General features: G+C 71.3%; 20 protein-coding genes. 13 read left to right on the forward strand and 7 right to left on the reverse strand.

The genetic code is table 11. The features are described from left to right. Positions 1-132 precede the first annotated feature (132 nt). The 4 genes from AC1UKG_RS03365 (at position 133) to AC1UKG_RS03380 (ending at position 2468) form a co-directional block, all read left to right on the forward strand. On the forward strand, positions 133-678 hold the full coding sequence (locus AC1UKG_RS03365; RefSeq protein ID WP_018741855.1) for a DivIVA domain-containing protein: 546 nt from the start codon (positions 133-135) through the stop codon (positions 676-678). Further along, complete coding sequence (locus tag AC1UKG_RS03370) at positions 675-1196, forward strand: SRPBCC family protein (protein WP_018741856.1); 522 nt, start codon at positions 675-677, stop codon at positions 1194-1196. The genes AC1UKG_RS03365 and AC1UKG_RS03370 overlap by 4 nt, the downstream gene beginning before the upstream one ends. Before the next feature lie 64 nt (positions 1197-1260). After that, a complete protein-coding gene (locus AC1UKG_RS03375) occupies positions 1261-1860 on the forward strand; it encodes a DNA-3-methyladenine glycosylase I (protein WP_018741857.1) in 600 nt (199 codons plus the stop codon). After that, a complete protein-coding gene (locus tag AC1UKG_RS03380) occupies positions 1857-2468 on the forward strand; it encodes a hypothetical protein (protein ID WP_026271463.1) in 612 nt (203 codons plus the stop codon). Before AC1UKG_RS03375 ends, AC1UKG_RS03380 begins: the two co-directional genes overlap by 4 nt. A gap of 28 nt (positions 2469-2496) precedes the next feature. Here AC1UKG_RS03380 and AC1UKG_RS03385 read toward each other — a convergent pair whose 3' ends face one another. Then, on the reverse strand, positions 2497-3288 hold the full coding sequence (locus AC1UKG_RS03385) for an enoyl-CoA hydratase-related protein (protein ID WP_482641849.1): 792 nt from the start codon (positions 3286-3288) through the stop codon (positions 2497-2499). A gap of 3 nt (positions 3289-3291) precedes the next feature. After that, a complete protein-coding gene (locus AC1UKG_RS03390; RefSeq protein WP_018741860.1) occupies positions 3292-4110 on the reverse strand; it encodes a PaaX family transcriptional regulator C-terminal domain-containing protein in 819 nt (272 codons plus the stop codon). A 190-nt stretch (positions 4111-4300) separates the two neighbouring features. Here AC1UKG_RS03390 and AC1UKG_RS03395 point away from each other — a divergent pair, with 190 nt between their 5' ends. Both AC1UKG_RS03395 and AC1UKG_RS03400 read left to right on the forward strand, forming a co-directional pair. After that, a complete protein-coding gene (locus AC1UKG_RS03395; RefSeq protein WP_018729424.1) occupies positions 4301-4468 on the forward strand; it encodes a DUF3117 domain-containing protein in 168 nt (55 codons plus the stop codon). Between the two features lie 240 nt (positions 4469-4708). Continuing rightward, entirely contained in the window at positions 4709-6175 is a 1467-nt protein-coding gene (locus AC1UKG_RS03400) for a leucyl aminopeptidase family protein (RefSeq protein ID WP_482641848.1), read from the forward strand. Positions 6176-6286: 111 nt separating this feature from the next. Here AC1UKG_RS03400 and AC1UKG_RS03405 read toward each other — a convergent pair whose 3' ends face one another. After that, positions 6287-6874: an O-methyltransferase gene (locus AC1UKG_RS03405; protein WP_018729426.1), complete on the reverse strand. Its 588-nt coding sequence runs from the start codon at positions 6872-6874 to the stop codon at positions 6287-6289. A 330-nt stretch (positions 6875-7204) separates the two neighbouring features. Between AC1UKG_RS03405 and AC1UKG_RS03410 the strand changes: the two genes are divergently transcribed. The 3 genes from AC1UKG_RS03410 to AC1UKG_RS03420 all read left to right on the forward strand — a co-directional run bounded on the left by AC1UKG_RS03410 (position 7205) and on the right by AC1UKG_RS03420 (position 9886). Next, positions 7205-8482, forward strand: a complete 1278-nt coding sequence (locus AC1UKG_RS03410) for a S1C family serine protease (protein ID WP_482641847.1) — start codon at positions 7205-7207, stop codon at positions 8480-8482. A 73-nt stretch (positions 8483-8555) separates the two neighbouring features. Then, on the forward strand, positions 8556-8984 hold the full coding sequence (locus AC1UKG_RS03415; protein WP_018741863.1) for a twin-arginine translocase TatA/TatE family subunit: 429 nt from the start codon (positions 8556-8558) through the stop codon (positions 8982-8984). A 140-nt stretch (positions 8985-9124) separates the two neighbouring features. Beyond that, entirely contained in the window at positions 9125-9886 is a 762-nt protein-coding gene (locus tag AC1UKG_RS03420; RefSeq protein WP_018741864.1) for a tyrosine-protein phosphatase, read from the forward strand. 87 nt (positions 9887-9973) lie between these two features. Here the strand turns inward: AC1UKG_RS03420 and AC1UKG_RS03425 are convergent, their stop codons facing one another. Genes AC1UKG_RS03425 through AC1UKG_RS03435 form a run of 3 tightly spaced genes read right to left on the reverse strand, consistent with a single transcriptional unit; the run spans position 9974 to position 13064 of the window. Beyond that, positions 9974-11122 (reverse strand): Mrp/NBP35 family ATP-binding protein, encoded by a 1149-nt coding sequence (locus AC1UKG_RS03425; RefSeq protein WP_018741865.1) that lies wholly within the window; start codon positions 11120-11122, stop codon positions 9974-9976. A gap of 57 nt (positions 11123-11179) precedes the next feature. Then, the gene (locus AC1UKG_RS03430) at positions 11180-11785 is read right to left on the reverse strand and encodes a DUF1003 domain-containing protein (protein WP_018741866.1); all 606 of its coding nucleotides are present in this window, start codon (positions 11783-11785) and stop codon (positions 11180-11182) included. Further along, complete coding sequence (locus tag AC1UKG_RS03435) at positions 11778-13064, reverse strand: magnesium transporter MgtE N-terminal domain-containing protein (RefSeq protein WP_029122664.1); 1287 nt, start codon at positions 13062-13064, stop codon at positions 11778-11780. Before AC1UKG_RS03435 ends, AC1UKG_RS03430 begins: the two co-directional genes overlap by 8 nt. Positions 13065-13097: 33 nt before the next feature. Between AC1UKG_RS03435 and AC1UKG_RS03440 the strand changes: the two genes are divergently transcribed. The 3 genes from AC1UKG_RS03440 (at position 13098) to AC1UKG_RS03450 (ending at position 15562) form a co-directional block, all read left to right on the forward strand. Continuing rightward, a complete protein-coding gene (locus AC1UKG_RS03440) occupies positions 13098-13967 on the forward strand; it encodes a PhzF family phenazine biosynthesis protein (RefSeq protein ID WP_018741868.1) in 870 nt (289 codons plus the stop codon). 101 nt (positions 13968-14068) lie between these two features. After that, complete coding sequence (locus AC1UKG_RS03445; RefSeq protein WP_018814372.1) at positions 14069-14578, forward strand: hypothetical protein; 510 nt, start codon at positions 14069-14071, stop codon at positions 14576-14578. Positions 14579-14650: 72 nt separating this feature from the next. Further along, positions 14651-15562: a DMT family transporter gene (locus AC1UKG_RS03450; RefSeq protein ID WP_018741870.1), complete on the forward strand. Its 912-nt coding sequence runs from the start codon at positions 14651-14653 to the stop codon at positions 15560-15562. On the opposite strand, the gene AC1UKG_RS03455 is transcribed toward AC1UKG_RS03450, so the two are convergent. Continuing rightward, positions 15550-16404 carry an SDR family NAD(P)-dependent oxidoreductase gene (locus AC1UKG_RS03455; protein WP_018814371.1) on the reverse strand — a complete coding sequence of 285 codons (855 nt, stop codon included), beginning with the start codon at positions 16402-16404 and terminating at the stop codon, positions 15550-15552. The two genes, AC1UKG_RS03450 and AC1UKG_RS03455, sit on opposite strands and share 13 nt — an antisense overlap. A 153-nt stretch (positions 16405-16557) precedes the next feature. Between AC1UKG_RS03455 and AC1UKG_RS03460 the strand changes: the two genes are divergently transcribed. Continuing rightward, complete coding sequence (locus AC1UKG_RS03460; protein WP_018814370.1) at positions 16558-17514, forward strand: HpcH/HpaI aldolase/citrate lyase family protein; 957 nt, start codon at positions 16558-16560, stop codon at positions 17512-17514. Positions 17515-17578: the final 64 nt, after the last annotated feature.

The raw sequence follows: 17578 nt of genomic DNA on the forward strand, positions 1-17578 counted from the left end.
CGGACTTCCCGGCCGTCACGACGCTAGTCGGTGCCCACCGGGGCGGCCGGACCGGCAGTCGATTCGCCTGCTCACTGGGGATCCGGGGTGGTGGGGTCGCCCCGCCCCGGTTAACGTGCCACGATTTGGTGCATGGGTCAGGTTCTGCTCCTGTTGGTCGCGGCGCTCACCGTCGCGGCGGTGGTCTTCGGTGTGGCGGTGTTGGTCACTGGTCGGGATTCCGGTCTTGTGCCGGCCGAGCCGGACGGGACGGCGGTACCCCTGCCCAGCACCCGCCCGTTGCGGGAGTCCGATGTTGGTCAGGTGCGGTTCGACACCGCGTTGCGCGGGTACCGCATGGCTCAGGTCGACCAGGCGATGCGCCGGGCGGCGTACGACATCGGCTACAAGACGGAGCTGATCGGGGTGCTGGAGGCAGAGGTCACCGCGTTGCGGGAGGGGCGCAGCGCCGATGCTGACGCGCTTCTGCGCGCCCGCGAGGCGGCGGCCGGCGCACACCCCGGGGCCGGCGGCGACTCGCCCGATGAGGCGGCGCGGCGGCCCCCCTCGCACACCGGCGAGGCCGCTGACGAGTCGGCGGACGAGGCCCGCTCCGGCGGCGAGGTCGTGGGTGACCCGGCGCACGAACCCCGGTCCGCGGGCGTAGCCGACTCGACCGCCCGGTCGGAGTCGGTGTGACGGCGGGGGACAGCGCCGAGGAGTGGACCGCCCCGGACGGTGCTGACCTGCGGGAGGTGGCGCGGCCGGGGGCCGCCGAGGTTACCGCCGCGGTGATCGTTGACGCGTCGGCCGCGCAGGTCTTCGCGGCACTCGTCGCCTGGGAACGACAGGGCGACTGGATCCCCTTCACCAAGGTCCGGGTGGTCGAGGGTGATGGTGGCGAGGGCAGCCTGGTCGAGGCGGTCACCGCGGTCGGGCCGGCCACACTCCGCGACGAGATGCGGGTGGTGCGGGTGGACGCACCGTACGAGGTGCGCGTGGTCCACTGCGGGAAGCTGCTGCGCGGCCCCGGCGTGCTGCGGTGCACCCCGTTGGCCGGAGGGCGGACCCAGGTCGTCTGGCACGAGTGGTTCCAGCTGCCGGGTGGGGCGGCCGGCCGGGTCCTGTGGCCCTTCCTGTGGCCCGGTTCGAAGGTCGGCCTGACGCAGGCCCTCCGGCGCTTCGGGCGGCGGGTGGAGCAGGGCCGCCTCCCCTGATTTCGCGGGCCCGGCCACGGCCGGTCGTGGTCGGGGCGTCGGTGGGGTGTCGTAGCGTTGACGCGTGACTGACCTCGTGATCGGTGCTGACGGTTCGTCTCGCTGCGCCTGGGGGGCGGGCACGCCCGACTACGCCGTCTACCACGACACCGAGTGGGGCCGCCCGGTGCGCGGCGACGACGCCCTCTACGAGCGGATGACGCTGGAGGCGTTCCAGTCCGGGCTGTCGTGGCTGACCATCCTGCGGAAGCGGGCCGCGTTTCGAAAGGCGTTCGACGGGTTCCGGATCGAGTCGGTAGCGGCCTTCTCCGCCGCGGACGTCGCCCGGCTGCTCGATGACACCGGCATCGTCCGCAACCGGGCCAAGATCGAGGCGGCGATCTCCAACGCGCGGGTCGCACTGGAACTTCCGGTCGGTCTCTCCGCCCTGCTCTGGTCGTTCGCTCCGCCGCCGCGCCGCGAACGGCCGGCCTCGTTTGCGCAGGTGCCGGCGCTGACCGTGGAGTCCACCCTGATGGCGAAGGCGTTGAAGAAGCGGGGCTTCCGGTTTGTCGGCCCGACCACCGCCTACGCGTTGATGCAGGCCACCGGCATGGTTGACGACCATCTCGTCGGTTGCCACGTGCCGGCTGGCGATGACGACGTGATGGGATGGAGCGCATGACGACCGACACCGCGGACCGGACCGACCGGACGCCCCGTGCCGACGGCGCGGACACCTGGGCTGTGTTGCTGCCGCCGGGGCGGTACGAGGCCGAGCGGCTCGTGCACCACGACACGCTCGAGCTGGTCGGTGCCGAGGGAGCCCGGCCGCGCCCCGGCGACCAGGTCGCGGTGCTCGCCGACGCGCCGTCGAGGCTGGTTGCGCTGGGTCAGGTCACCGACATCAGCGACCTGCGTCCGGAAGGCCCGCCCGCGGAGCGGGTCGAGCCGCGGTTGGTGATCACGTACACCCGCCGGTCTTTCGACACCCCGGTATTGGCCGATGCCCTGACGGTTGACGGGCCGGTTACCCCGCTGGACCCGACGGCGTTCCAGACGCTGGCCGACCAGCTCGGCCCGCCCCCGCCACGGCAGTCCTGGATGGTCAGTCTCAACCTGCCGATCGAGGCCGTGTCATCGGCGGAGGCGGTTCGGGAGTTCTGGGCCTATGTGCAGGAGTTGGGCCCCCGCGAGCTACCCGCATTCGTCTGGCCGTCCGGCAACGAGCTGGCCATGCAGGCGTTCGTCCTCGGCGAGGAGGCCAACCAGGATCCGGAGGAGGACGACTGACCGGGGGCGGCTCCGCCCCCGGGTGCCGTCAGCGGCCCTCGAAGACCGGCTTCTGCTTGGCGACGAAGGCCATGGTGGCGGAGTGGTGGTCGGCGGTGGCGCCGCAGATCGACTGAGCCTGTGCCTCGGCGGCCAGGGCGTCGGCGAGAGTGCCCGCGTCCGCGATGGAGAGCTGTCGTTTGATCGCCCCGTACGCGATGGTCGGGCCAGCCGCCAACCGGGCGGCCAACTCCTGCGCCGCCGGTAACACCTCCTCGTCGGTCGCGACCAGCCGGTTGAGTAGGCCAAGCTGGTGGGCCTCCGCCGCCCGCACCGGCTCGGCGAGCATCAGCAGCTCGACGGCCTTGGCGTGGCCGACGAGCCGGGGCAGCGTCCACGAGGCGCCGGTGTCGGCGGCGAGCCCAACCCTGGCGAACGCCATGAGGAAGCTGGTGGAGGGTCCACCGACCCGAATGTCGGCGAGGAAGGCCAGCGAGGCACCCGCCCCGGCGGCCATGCCACCCACGGCGGCGACGACGGGTTTGGCCAGGCCCGCCAGCCGGGCGACGATCGGGTTGTAATGCGTTCCCACGGTGTCGAGCGGGTTACCCTCGCTGGACTCCAGCGTCCGCACGTGTTCGCGCAGATCCTGGCCAGCACTGAACGAACCGCCCGATCCGGCCAGTACCACCGCTCGGCAGCTCCGGTCGTTCTCCAACTCGGCCAGGGCGTCCCGGAGCGCCTCCTTCAGCGCCGTGTCGAACGCGTTCATAGCCGTGGGGCGGTTCAGGGTGAGGGTGACGACGGCGTCGGTGCGGTCGATGAGGAGTGCTTCGGTCACGGTTCAATGACCCTTCTGTCCAGTGATGCGGTTACCGGCGTCGAGGCAGGCCTCGACGTAACGGTCGGCGGCCGGCCGTAGTCGGGCCGCGTGGCGGTCGAAGAAGCTGCCCGCGGCGGTGCCCGGCCACCGCTCGGGGAGCAGCGCCGGCGGCAGCTGTGGGTCCCGGAACAGGAAGGTGCGCCAGGCGTGCACGAGCCGAAACCGGGCGGCGTACGCCTCCTCGTCGGGACTGCGTACGGTGACCCCGCTGAGCAGCGCCCGCTGTTCGGCGACGAACTGCTCGTATGCCCGGCCGATCTCGGCCAGGTCCCAGGCGCGGCGGACGACGCCCATCGCGCCCGGCGTGCCGGCCGCGTGCGCGGCGGTGAACCGCTCGTAGCGCACCCCCGCCTCGTCAAGGAGCAGGTCAACGTCCTCGCCCGGTCGGGTGGCCACCCACGTGCACTCGTCGAGCGTGCCGTAGCCGAGAAAGCTCAGGTTCGCGGCGAGACGCTGGCGTTCCCGGCGGGTGGTTGGTGCCGCCACGACGAGCAGGTCGAAGCGCCCGTCCCAGCCGGCTTTGCCGGTGCGGTAGATCCGGGTAGCCGCCTCGTCCAACCGACGAGCGGCTTTCGGGGTGATCGCGTATCCGGGTCCGGTGGCCATCCGGAGGGGTTCGAGCCAGCCCTGACGCACCATCCGGGAGACCGCCGTCCGTACTGCTGGCGGTGCGATGCCCAGTGGCGCCAGCAGCTTGACCAGGGCAGCGACCTGTGCCCGGCCACCTCGGGGCCGGAGGTGGTCACCGTAGAGGTCGAAGAGTGCCGACCGTGCCTGCATGACCGCACATTGTGACAGGCCTTCTCGGGATAAGCTAGGTTCTGTTACATCAATACTGCCTCGGTTTGGGTCCGGCGGTGTTCATCAGGGAAAATCGTTGGTCGACACCCCGGTGAAGGTTGCGGGTGGTCGTGGCGAAGTGGCTGTGGGGCAACCCACCGACCCTGGTTCAGGTCTGAGGGGAGACAACATGGCGGCGATGAAGCCGCGGACGGGCGACGGTCCGCTGGAAGTCACCAAGGAGGGCCGTGGCATCGTCATGCGAGTCCCGCTGGAGGGCGGTGGCCGGCTCGTCGTCGAGATGACTCCGGACGAGGCCAACGCGCTCGGTGCCGCGCTGAGGGCGGCTGCCGGCTGAGTATGGGCCGTCCGCGCCGCGCGTGGACGGCCCATCCGCCTCCTGATCCACCGGTGTGCCCACGTCGGTGGTCGTAGGCGTGCTGAAGCGGACGGCGAGGCGGTGGCCGGCCGGGACTCCGGGCGGCCACCGCCGGTCGTCGGCCGGCCCATCACGCTGCCCCAGCAGCCGTTTTTGCGGATATTTATCCTGTCCTGCGGAGGTCGCTCCGCAGGCTTCTCCTGGAAGGTACGGCGTCGCGTGCTCGCCATCCGGCTACTCGCCGAGCCTGAGCGGCTCGATGTTCTGGCCCTGCCCGTCCGACCTGCCGCCGAGGCGGAACCGTCAGCTCAGCTGGTGCCCGTCGCCGCGGCCCTGCCGGACGGGGTCGCCGACGAACTCGCCGCGCTGCTGCCGGCCGCGCGCCTGGGCGGTGACGCCGGTCAGACCTGGCACCAGATCCGACCCGGACGGGCGCCGGGCCGCCTGTTCCCGTTCGGGATCGGGGCCGGGGACGAGGCGGCCTGGCGGACGGCCGGGGCCGCCCTCGCCCGAGCGGCGGCCGATGCGGAGCACGTCACGCTCCCGCTCCCGGCGGCCGCCACCCCGGCGGCCGTACGGGGGCTGGTGGAAGGGCTGCTGCTGGCGTCGTACCGGTTCCGGCTCGGTGCCGACAAGGCCGTACCCGCCCTGGCCGCGGTCGACCTGGTGGTGTCGGATCCGGCGGAGTACGCCGACGTGGTCGCGGGTGCCCGCACCACCGCGGAGATGACCCGACTCGCCCGCGACCTGGTGAACATGCCCTCGTCGGTGAAGAACCCGCAATGGTTCGCCGGGCAGGTGGCCGACGCCGCGGCCGGCATCCCCGACCTGCACCTACGGGTTCGGGAACCGGATGAGCTGGCCGTCGAGGGCTTCGGCGGGATCGTCGCGGTCGGCACGGGCTCGGCCAACGGTCCCCGTCTGGTTGAGCTGGACTGGCGGCCGGCCGGGGCGCGGATGCACGTCGTACTGGTCGGCAAGGGGATCACCTTCGACACCGGGGGAATCTCGATCAAACCCCGGGCCGGCATGAAGCTGATGCGCAAGGACATGGCCGGTGCGGCGGCGGTGGTGGCGGCCACGCTGGGGGCGGCCCTGCGGCGGCTGCCGGTCCGGGTCACCACCCTCGCCCCGCTGGCCGAGAACATGGTCAGCGGCGCTGCGTTCCGGCCAGGCGACATCATCCACCACTACGGGGGCGTGACCAGCGAGACCACCAACTCCGACGCCGAGGGCCGGCTGGTCCTCGCCGATGCGCTCGCCTACGCCGTACGGGAACACCAGCCCGACCTGGTCGTCGATCTGGCCACGCTGACCGGTGCGAACGCGGTGGCGCTGGGCAAGCGCACCGCCGCCCTGTACAGCGAGGACGACCGCCTCGCCGAGGACGTGTTGGCGGCGGTCAACGCGGCCGGTGAAGCGGCGTGGCGATTGCCGCTGCCGACCGACTACGTCGACTACCTCCGCAGTGACCTCGCCGATCTGTACAGTGCGCCGGCCCAGGGCGCCGGCTCGGTGGTGGCGGCGCTCTACCTGCGCGAGTTCCTCGGCGAACTGCGGGACCGTTGGGTGCACGTTGACATGTCGGCGCCGTCCTGGTCGGAAGGGGCGGAGGCGGAGTTGACCCCGGGCGCCACCGGTTGGGGTGTCCGTTCGCTCCTGCGCTGGCTGGAGACGCTCGGCTGACCTGCGTCGGTCCGGATGGCTGTGGCAGCCGGCCCGGTCGGCAGCCGGCCCGGCCCGAGCGGAATGCCGGCTGCCCGCTGGAGCTCCACCGGACAGCCGGCCTCTGGTCGCCTAGCCGCGCACTGCGGTGAGGAGCCCGTGGCCGACCGGGAGCAGGGCGGGAATCCAGTACTCGGACTCCCGGATCGCCTTGATCGTCTCCCGGGTGGTCACCGTCTCCGGGTCCCGGGCGGCGGGATCGGCGATCCGGCCGTCGGCCAGGGCACCGTTGAGGGCGAGCACTCCGCCTGGTCGGAGCAGCCGGTGGGCGGCGTCCACGCAGGCGGCGAAGCCAGTCGCCTCGGTGTCAACGAACACCAGGTCGTACGCACCGTCGGCGAGGCGTGGCAGCACGTCCAGCGCGCGACCGGTAATGATCCGGCTCCGGCCGGAGGTGAAGCCGGCCTCGGTGAAGATCCGGCGCGCGATGCGTTGATGCTCGATCTCACCGTCGATCGTGGTCAGCACCCCGTCGGGGCGCATGCCGCGCAGCAGCCAGACGCCGCTGACGCCGGTGCCGGTGCCGATCTCCACCACCGCGCGGGCGTTCCCCGCGGCGGCCAGCAGCCGCAGGGCCGCACCCGCACCCGGGGTCACCGCCTCGAGGCCGACCTCGTGGGCGAGGGCGCGGGCGGTGCGCAGTACGAGATCCTCGGTCACATACGACTCGGCGAGCTGCAGAGCCTGGGCCGAAGAGCCGGAATTGGCGACCGTGGCGATGGGGCACCTCCGGACGGCGTTCGGGTCAGAGCGGGCTCCGGGTGCTGCGGCAGCATGATCGGAACACGCCCTTCAGGGGTGAGTGGGGCACTGTGAGCCTAGAGGCGATGTGCACGGGGCGCAGCCGCGCGTCCCCACATCGACGATCACGGTGGGCGACCGTGACGGCATCCGTGGCGTCCGTGCAATCCTGGAGGCGGTGTGCGAACGAGTGCGACCGGTCGGGTGTGGTTGGCGCGGATGGACCCGCGACGAGTGGGAGGCAGCGACGTGACCGACGGCTGGGACTGGCGCCAGCCCGGGACGGGTGCCACAGTGGCGGGCTCGTCGTCGGCCACTCCTCCGCCGGGTGGCCCGGGGGCGCCCTGGTGGTCTGACGCGTTGGCCGACCCGTGGCGGGACCCGATGGCGCCGGCGGCGGTGGTCGTGCCCGCCGCGCCGGTTCCCGGTACGGAGACGGAGCCGGTCACCGACCCGGATTCGTCGGTCCGTCCCACACTGCGACACCTGTTGATCATTCCGTTGGTCACCGCCCTGCTCGCCGGTGCGTTGGGAGGCGCCCTCGGGTACGCGGTCGCGATCCGGGTCGGGACCACTCCGGTCCTCGGCGGTGCCCCGATCCCGCCGCCGGAGCTGGCCCAGCGGAGGCCGGAGTCGCTCGCCGGCGTGGCCGAGCGGGTGCTGCCGAGCGTGGTCACGGTTCGGGTGGCGGGCCCCGACGGGATGAGTGAGGGTTCCGGTTTCATCGCCACCACCGATGGCTATGTGATGACCAACGACCACGTGGTGGCGGGTGCGACCGGGCCCGCCACGGTGATCTTCAACGACGGGAGCTCCGCCCCGGCCACCCTCGTCGGCCAGGATCCAGAGTCGGACATCGCGGTCATCAAGGTCACGAAGGAGGGGCTCCACCCGGTGGCGTTCGGTGACTCGGAAGCGCTCGCGGTCGGCGACCCGGTGTTGGCCGTCGGGTCGCCGCTCTCCCTCGCCAACACGGTCACCGCCGGCATCATCAGTGCCCTCGACCGGACGATGCAGGCGGGCGAGCCGGGTGGGCCCACCCGCTACTACGCGGCGATCCAGACCGATGCGGCGGTCAACCACGGCAACTCCGGCGGCCCCCTGGTGGACGGTGCCGGACGGGTGATCGGGGTCAACTCCACGATCAAGTCGTTGGTCGCCGAGGGGCAGGAGGCCGGCAACATCGGGCTCGCCTTCGCGATTCCGATCAACCAGGCCAAGCGGATCACCCAGGACATCATCGGCACCGGCAAGGCCCGTCGCACGGTGATCGGCGCCCAGGTGGGTGGCGGGGGTGCCGGGGCGGGGGTGCGGTTGGTCTCGGTGGAGCCGTCCGGTCCGGCGGCCAGCGCCGGGCTGCGGGCGAATGATGTGATCGTCACGCTCAACGGGCGGCCGACGAACGAGCCGACCGACCTGATCGCCCTGGTCCGTAAGTTCGCACCTGGGTCCGTGGTGGTGGTGGAGTACCGGCGTGGCACGTCGCGGCGGAATGCCTCGGTGACCCTGGCCGCGGATGCGAAGTGAGCCGCTCGGCCCCCTGCCGAGCTAGCCTGTGACGTGCGTAGGCTTGCGCTGAGGCCGAAGGGAGGATCGTGCCGTGTTCGACAACCTGAACTGGTGGGAGATCGGTGCGCTGCTGCTCCTGGCGCTGCTGATCTTCGGTGACCGACTGCCCACGGTCATCAGTGACGGCCTGCGGATGGTGCGTAACCTGCGCCGGATGGCGACCAACGCCACCACTGACCTGAGTCGGGAACTGGGCACCGACATCCAGCTCCAGGACCTGCATCCGAAGACGTTCGTTCGCAAGCACCTGCTCAGCGAGGAGGATGAGGCGGCGATTCGGAAGCCGTTGCAGGGGGTCTACGACAACCTGCGGGCCGATGTGACCAGCGTGCACGAGGAGCTGAAGGACGTCGCCACCGCCGTTGACCCGACAAGCCGCCCAGCCAGCCCCCCGGCCCCGGCGACCGGCGGTGCCTCGCCCGCGCCCACTCCTCGGATCAGCTACGACGACGCGACCTGACCGACGACGCGACCGGTTACCGACGACGCGAATTGACCGACGACGCGACCAGTTACTGACGACGCGACCAGTAACGGCGGCGCGACCTGACGGAAGCCTTGTCGGGGTGTGGTTGCGGGGTCGCACTATGGTGCCGTGGCATGACTAGCATCGACTGTGGATCGACGCCGCTCGTCAGTGCCGACGGCGATGACTCGGCGGCGGCGCGGAGCAGGGAGCTCCCCTGGGACGGGTGTGTCAATGCTCGGGATCTGGGCGGGCTCGGGCGGGTGCGGCCAGGCGCGGTGGTCCGGATGGAGGAGCCGAACCGTCTGAGCGCGGCAGGGTGGGCGGCCGCCTGGGCCTACGGGGTGCGCACGGTCGTCGATCTGCGCAACGCCGACGAGTACGGGCAGGACAGCGCGCCCAGACCAGCGGGGATGACGACGGTGCGGGTGCCGCTCGAACCGGTCGGCACACCCTTCTACGCGCACTGGGAGAAGATCGACAACCTGGCGTCGCCGCTGTACTACCCGGCGATGCTGGCCGAGCAGTCGGAGCGGGTGACCGCCGCCGTCCGGGCGATCAGCACCGCCGCGCCCGGCTGCGTGCTGTTTCACTGCTCCGGCGGCAAGGACCGGACCGGGCTGCTCGCGCTGGTGTTGCTGACCTTGGCGGAGGCGACGCCGGAGGAGATCGTCGCCGACTACCTGCTCTCCTACGAGCGGATGCGGCAGCGCTACGCCGAGCTCGGTCACCCCGACCAACTCGTCGCGGTGACCGATCTCCTGGCGACTCGGAACACCACCATCGAGGCATCGTTGAGCTCGACGGTCGCCGCCCTGACGATGCCCGGCTACCTCCTCGAGAACGGCCTGACCGCAGCCGAGGTCAGCAACCTGCGGGCCCGCCTGATCACCTGACCGGCGGGCCCAGCAACCCGCCTGGACCGGTGGACCGGCGGGCCGCCCAGCAAGAGGTCCGGGAGAGTGCGGCTCGACCAGGTGGCGCTAGCTGCCGGCCGGCTTGAGGCCCAGCGGTTTGCCGAGCAGCGACTCGCGTCGTACCGCGAGCCGGTCGGCGACCTGGCCCAGCGCCGCGGCGGCGGGGGAGGCCGGCTCGGCGAGCACGACCGGGTTGCCGTCGTCGCCGGCCTCGCGGACCCGGGTGTCGAGCGGAACCTGACCGAGTAGCGGCACCGGCGCACCGATGGCCTTGGTCAACGAGTCGGCGACCGTCTGGCCACCGCCGGCCCCGAAGACCTCCATCCGGGTGCCGTCCGGCAGCTCCAGCCACGACATGTTCTCGATGACACCGACCACCCGCTGGTGGGTCTGCAACGCGATCGCGCCGGCCCGCTCCGCCACCTCGGCGGCGGCGGTCTGCGGCGTGGTGACCACCAGGATCTCGGCGTTGGGCAGCAGCTGGGCCAGCGAGATCGCCACGTCTCCGGTGCCCGGGGGCAGGTCGAGCAGGAGCACGTCCAGGTCGCCCCAGTACACATCGGCGAGGAACTGCTGTAGGGCCCGGTGCAGCATCGGGCCGCGCCACACCACGGCGGCGTTGCCGGGGGTGAACATCCCGATCGAGATGACCTTCACGCCGTGTGACTCGGGGGGCATGATCATGTCTTCGACGCGGGTGGGGCGCCCCTCGGCTCCGAGCATCCGCGGCACCGAGTGGCCGTAGATGTCCGCGTCAACCACCCCGACGGAGAGTCCCCGGGCAGCCAGCGCCGCCGCCAGGTTGACCGTCACGCTGGACTTGCCGACACCGCCCTTGCCGCTGGCCACCGCGTACACCCGGGTCCGGGAGCCGGGCTGGGCGAACGGAATCACCGGCTCCTGGTCGGTGCCGCCGCCGCGTAGCTTGGTCTGGAGTTCCTTGCGCTGCTCGGGGCTCATCACGCCGAATTCGATCTCCACCCCCGTCACGCCCGGCACCGCGCTCACGGCGGCCGTGATGTCCGCGCGCAGCTTCTCCTTCAGCGGGCAGCCGGCGACGGTGAGCAGCAGCTCAACCTGAACCACGCCGTCGTCGCCGATCGCCGCGGAGCGGACCATCCCCAACTCCGTGATGGGACGGCGGATCTCCGGGTCGTTGACAGTGGCCAGGGCGGCCTGAATCGCGTCGGAGACGGTATTGGCTGGTGCAGACATGACGGCAATGCTACGTCGACGACGATGTGGCGCCGCCCTGGGTGGCAGCGACGGCGATCACCTGTTCCCGGGACCGGTGTGGCCATCGCCGGCCTGGCCGGTCTCCACCTCATCCCGGGGTTCGTCGAGCCCGTCCCCGTTGACCGGCCATCCCGGGGCCCGGTGTTGCCGGCGTAGCCGGCGTTGGGCGGCGTCGTCCAGCTCCTCGGCGAGCCGGGCCAGCTCGGAGCGGAGGAAGTCGCGGGTGGCGACCTCGCCCATCGCGTTCCGCAGCGCCGCGATCTCCCGGGCCAGGTACTCGGTGTCGGCCTTCTGGGCGGTCGCCCGGCGCCGGTCCTCCTCCAGTGCCAGCCGGTCCCGGTCCGCCTGGCGGTTCTGGGCGAGCAGGATCAGCGGCGCCGCGTAGCTCGCCTGCAACGACAACATCAGGGTCAGGAACGTGAAGGTGTACGGGTCGAACCGAAGATGCGCGGGGGCGAGCGTGTTCCAGATGAACCAGGTGGCGATCACCACGGTCATGTAGACGATGAAGTGGGCGGTGCCCATCTTCCGGGCGATCGCCTCCGACCATCGGCCGAAGGCCTCCGGGTCGAACCGGGGCAGCTGGACGCGTCGGACCTCGCGTGGCTGGTCCAACCGCTCCGGCCGCCGCCGCTCAACCATCCGGGCCGTCCGACGATTCGGCGGTGCCGACCGGGGCGGGCGGCCGCGCGTCCCGGTCCCGCCAGTCCCGAGGCAGCAGATGGTCCAGTACGTCGTCCACGGTGACCGCGCCCACCAGGCGGCTGCTGCGGTCGATCACCGGCATGGCGACCAGGTCGTAGGTGGCCATCCGGCGGGTGATCTCAGGTAGCGGAGTGACCGGCCGCAGCGGGTCGATGTCGTTGACCACCACCCCGCCCAACAGGTCGGCCGGCGGTTCCCGCAGCAGCCGTTGGAAGTGCACGATTCCGAGGTAGCGGCCGGTCGGCGCGGTCAGCGGTGCCCGGGTGACGAAGACCTGGGCGGCCACCGCGGGGGAGAGCTGGGGTTCGCGGATTCGGGCCAGTGCCTCGGCGACTGTGGCGTCCGGGGGCAGAATCACCGGCTCGGAGGTCATCACCGACCCGGCCGTGCCGGGCGTGTACTTGAGGAGCTGGCGTACGGGATCGGCCTCGTCCGGCTCCATCAGGTCGAGCAGGACATCCTGCTCCGGTGGCGGGAGCGCGCCGAGCAGGTCGGCGGCGTCGTCCGGGTCCATCTGCTCCAGCACGTCCGCGGCCCGTTCCCGGTCCAGTGCGGCCAGGACCTCCACCTGGTCGTGCTCCGGCAACTCGCTGAGTACGTTGGCCAGCCGTTCGTCGTCGAAGGCGGCCGCGATCTCGTTGCGCCGTGCGTCGGGCAGGTCCTGCAGGGCGTTCGCCAGGTCCGCGGGGCGCATCTCATCCAGGACCGCCAGCAGGTTGGCGGTACCCCGGTTGTCGGCGATCCCGCTCAACCCGCGGACCCGGTCCCACTCGATCTGGCGCAGGTTGCCACGGCGGGTGAGTCGGCCGGTGTGTTCACGGACGGCGACCCGGGTCAACGTCCACTCGTCGCGGGCCGCCTCCATGGCGACATCCACCACGACCCCGGCCACCCCGTCCGGGTGGATCTGCACCCGTCGGTCGAGCAGTTCCTGGAGGACGAGCAGCTCGTTCGGGCGCTTCTCGAAGCGGCGCAGGTTCAGGGTGCCGGTGCCGAGGACCACGGCGTCCGAATCGATCGAGGTGATCCGGTTGATCGAGAGGAAGATCCGCCGCCGCATCGGCATCTCGGCGACCAGGCCGATCACCTCCGGCGGCTGCTTCGTGGCCCGTAGCCGAGCTACCGCGTCGCGGACCCGGCCCACCTGGTCGCCATTGGGGTCGTAGACGGCGACGCCGGCGAGCCGGGCGATGAAGACCCGGGTCGGCGTACTCACGCAGACCAGCCTAGGCGCCTACTGTCTATCAGCATGTCGACCCTGGATTACGAGATCGTGGACGTCTTCACCGATCGCCCCTTCGCCGGCAACCCCCTGGCGGTGGTGTTCGGTGCCCAGGGGTTGGCCACGGAGCAGATGCAGGCACTCGCACTGGAGTTCAACCTCTCCGAGACGGTGTTCGTGCTCCCACCAACCCGGGCCGACGCCACCTATCGGGTGCGGATCTTCACCCCGGCTGCCGAGTTGCCGTTCGCCGGCCATCCGAGTGTTGGCGCGGCGGTCGCCGCCAGCCGGCGTGGTCTCTTTGCCACCGGCTCGGTCCGGCAGGAGTGCGGCGCCGGTGTGCTGCCGATCGAGGTGGAGGCGACCGGCGCGACGCTGACCGGAGGTACGCCGACGCTCGGCCCCGAGCTGGATCCGGGACCGCTGCTGGAACTGGTTGGCCTCACCGCGGTTGACCAGGCCGGGCCGGCGCCCCGGGTGGCTGGTTGCGGGCTGGAGTTTCCATACCTTCCGGTGCATCGGGACGCGGTGCCCCGCGCCCAGCTGAATTCGGGGGCCGCACAGCGGTACGGGGTGGAGGACATCGCGGTCTTCTCCTGGGATGCCGAGTCGCGGACCGCGCACACCCGGGTCTTCGTCCCCGGGTTGGGAGGGCCGGAGGATCCGGCGACCGGGTCGGCCGCTCTGGGACTGGGGGTGTGGTTGGTGGCCAGTGGGTTGTTGCCTGGTACTGGTCGGACCGGTTACGCCGTCCGCCAGGGCGGCGAGATCAACCGACCATCCGCGCTGACCTGTACGGTTACCGCGACGGATGGGGCCGCCCTCGGCGCCACCGTCGCCGGCCAGGTGGTACCGGTGGCCCGGGGTGAGATTGTGATCCCGCCGTTCGTCGGCTGAGCGGCGCAGGCGGTGACGTCGCTGCCGTGGCGGCGAACCGGAGCTGTCCCAACCCCCGACCGTGGGGTGCGGACCGGCGGGGGGTGCGGGAGGATGCGGGGGTGAGTGACGCGGTAGGACGCAGCAACCTGCTGGTTGACGAGGCGCTGAAGAAGGCGGCCATCGCCTGGGTCGGCGTCGCCGACGCCCCGGCATCCGCGCTCTGGTGTGCGCCCCTGACGGGCGCGCTCCTCGTGATCAGCGGTCCGGGGGAGCAGTCCGCTCCCGGGCTCGCCGATGCGAGGCGGGCGGAGGTCACGCTGCGGGGCGATCACGGTGGCCGGATCGTCACCTGGCCGGCGGAAGTGACCCGGTTGCTGCCCGGTACCGAAGACTGGGAGACCAACGCGCCGCTGGTTGCGGCGAAGCGGTTGAACGCACCAGGTTCGGCTGCCGACCTGGTAGCCCGCTGGGCGACGGTCGGTTGCGCGCTCAACCGCCTCGTTCCCGCCGGTGACCCGCTGGCCGGCGCGGCACTCCCCACCGCTTCGCTGGCCCAGCCACCCCGCCCGGCAGCGGTGGTTCGGGCGGCCCGCAAGCCGTTCCGGCTGCACCGCGTCCGACGGCGCTGACCGCAGCCGACGCCCCGGTGCGGGTCGGCGCCGCTTCGGCCCGGCCTCGGATTCGTGTGACTATTGCTTCCCGTGCCCGCTCTGCCGTCCCGGTTGCCACCGGAGCCCCTGACCGTCGGTGCGCTCGCCCTCGCCGTATTCGCCGTGTCGTCCTCCGCGCCGCTGGTGGCCTTCGCCGCCGCACCGGCCCTGGCGGTAGCCTTCTGGCGCAACCTGCTCTCCACCGCGGTGCTCGGTCCGGCCACCCTGCTCCGGCGGCGCGCGGAGCTGCGGGCGTTGGCCGCTCCGGAGGGACGCCGCGCCGGCTGGTACTGCCTCTTCTCCGGGGTCGCGCTCGCCGCGCACTTCGCCGCCTGGATGCCCAGCGTCACGCTCACCACGGTGGCGGCGGCAGCCGCGCTGGTCGCCACCCAACCCGTCTGGCAGGGGCTGATCGCGCAGGCCCAGGGTCGGCGACTGCCGAGGGCGGTGTGGGCCGGGGTCGGGGTGGCGGTTCTCGGCGCGGTAGTGGCCACCGGAGCCGACTTCGCGGCTTCCGGTTCGGCGTTCCTCGGTGATCTGCTCGCGATTCTCGGTGGACTGTTCGCCGCGGTCTACACGGCCCTGGGCGAGCAGGCCCGTCGTACGGTCAGCACCACCACGTACACCACTGTCTGCTATGGCGTGTGCGCTCTGGTCCTGGGCATGGTCTGCTGGCTTGGTGGGGTGCGGATGTCCGGCTTCGACACCCGTACCTGGCTCGCGGTGCTGGCCCTGGTGGCCGGTGCCCAGCTACTGGGCCATTCGATGTTCACCTACGCGCTGCGTCGGGTCTCGGCCACCACGGTCAGTACGTTGATCTTGTTGGAGGCGCCGGGCGCGGCGCTGATCGCCTGGGCGTGGTTGGGTCAGTTGCCGCAGCCGTCAGCGTTGCCGGGTCTGGCGTTGCTGCTGGTGGGGGTCGCAGTGGTGATCCACAGCAGCGCGCGGAGTCAGCGCGCCTGACCTTCCCTGGATCTCTGGCTACCGTCGATGCCGACCGCCTTCGCGCTGGCTGCCCAGAGCTGAGTAGCCGCTTCCGGATCAGTTGCCTTCTGGGCTGGTTGGCGGAGCCGTAGATCCTGGTAGTACCCGCCGCTGTGGAGTCGTTCCGGAGCCTGGCTGGCGAGCCAGACCAGGGTCTCGGCCCCCTTTTCCGCACGGCGGGCTGGCATCAGGCGCAAGGCGATGGTGATCAGCCGGCTGTCACCGCCGAACCGGGTCCGCACCACGCCCGGGTGGAAGCAGTACGTCGGCAGCTCCGGCCAGCGTCGGGCTGCCTCCGTGGTGAACAGGACATTCGCCTGTTTGCTGGTGCCGTAGGCGTTCATCGCGCGGTATCGGCGCAGCGACTGGTTGAGATCGTTCGGGTTGAGCGACCCGCTGCGGTGTGCGGCGGACGCGGTCACGACGATCCGGTCGAGTCGGTCCCGCAGGAGGTTGGTCAACAGGAACGGTGCGAGGTGGTTGGCCTGGATCGACAGCTCGTAACCGTCAACAGTGGTGGTGGGCTGGAGCGCGATCATCCCCGCGTTGTTGGCCAGCACATCGATCCGGTCGTAGGCGGCGCGGAGCCGTTCTGCCAGGGAGCGGACATCGTCCAGGACGGCGTAGTCCGCGCGGAACGTCTCCGGCAGTTCGCCGGCGGCCTCCCGGACCTGCTCGGCGGCGGCCTGTAGGCGAGCCGGGTCGCGCCCGACGAGGACCACCTGGTCACCCCGGCAGGCGAGATCCGTGGCGGCGGCGAGGCCGATGCCGGAGCTGGCTCCGGTCACCACCACCAGCCGACGTCCAGTGAGATCTTCCACAGGTCTGTTCACCCCAGTCACGGCACAAGGTTACCGTGGCGTACCCCGTACTTGGAGACCGGTAAAGCCGCTCTTTTGGATGGTTAAATCCCTATACGTTTGCATGTTTGAGGTGGCGTCGGCCCGTCCGCCGGACGCTGGAAGGAGCGCACAATGACCACAGTCGGTCGCCCCCGCCGGTCCTGTCTCGCGGTACCGGGTTCCAGTGTCAAGATGTTGGGTAAGGCGCAGGGGCTCCCCGCCGACCAGGTCTTCCTCGATCTGGAGGACGCGGTCGCCCCGCTCGCGAAGCCGGACGCGCGGAAGAACATCGTCGCCGCCCTCAACGAGGGTGACTGGGCCGGCAAGACCCGGGTGGTCCGGGTGAACGACCTGACCACCCCGTGGACCTACCGGGACGTGATCGACGTCGTCGAGGGCGCTGGCGCCAACCTGGACTGCATCATGCTGCCGAAGGTGCAGGACGCCGGTCAGGTGCGGTGGCTGGATCTCACCCTCACCCAGGTGGAGAAGACCCTCGGCCTCCAGGTCGGGCGGATCGGGATCGAGGCGCAGATCGAGAACGCAGCCGGTCTGGTGAACGTGGACGCGATCGCCGCGGCGTCGCCCCGGGTGGAGGCCATCATCTTCGGCCCTGCCGACTTCATGGCGTCGATCAATATGAAGTCGTTGGCGGTCGGGGCGCTGATTCCGGACTACCCGGGCGATCCCTACCACTACATTCTGATGCGCATCCTGATGGCTGCCCGGATGCATGACAAGCAGGCGATTGACGGCCCGTTCCTGCAGATCCGGGATGTGGACGCGTTCCGCGACGTGGCCAAGCGGTCCGCCGCGCTCGGCTTCGACGGGAAGTGGGTGCTGCACCCGGGCCAGTTGGAGGCCGCAAACGAGGTCTACTCCCCAGCCCAGGACGACTACGACCACGCCGAGCTGATCCTCGACGCCTACCAGCACTACACCTCCGAGGCTGGCGGCAAGCTCGGTGCGGTGATGCTCGGCGACGAGATGATTGACGAGGCGTCGCGCAAGATGGCGTTGGTAATCGCGGCGAAGGGCCGAGCGGCCGGGATGGTTCGTACCTCTTCCTTCACCCCGCCCGCGCAGTAGCCGGCCGGCGGTCGGGGCGGTCAGCCGATTCCGGCCCGCCGGGCCTGGCCCCGGTTTCCCGGGG

The sequence above is a fragment of the Salinispora sp. CH2A1_6 genome (assembly GCF_056820975.1).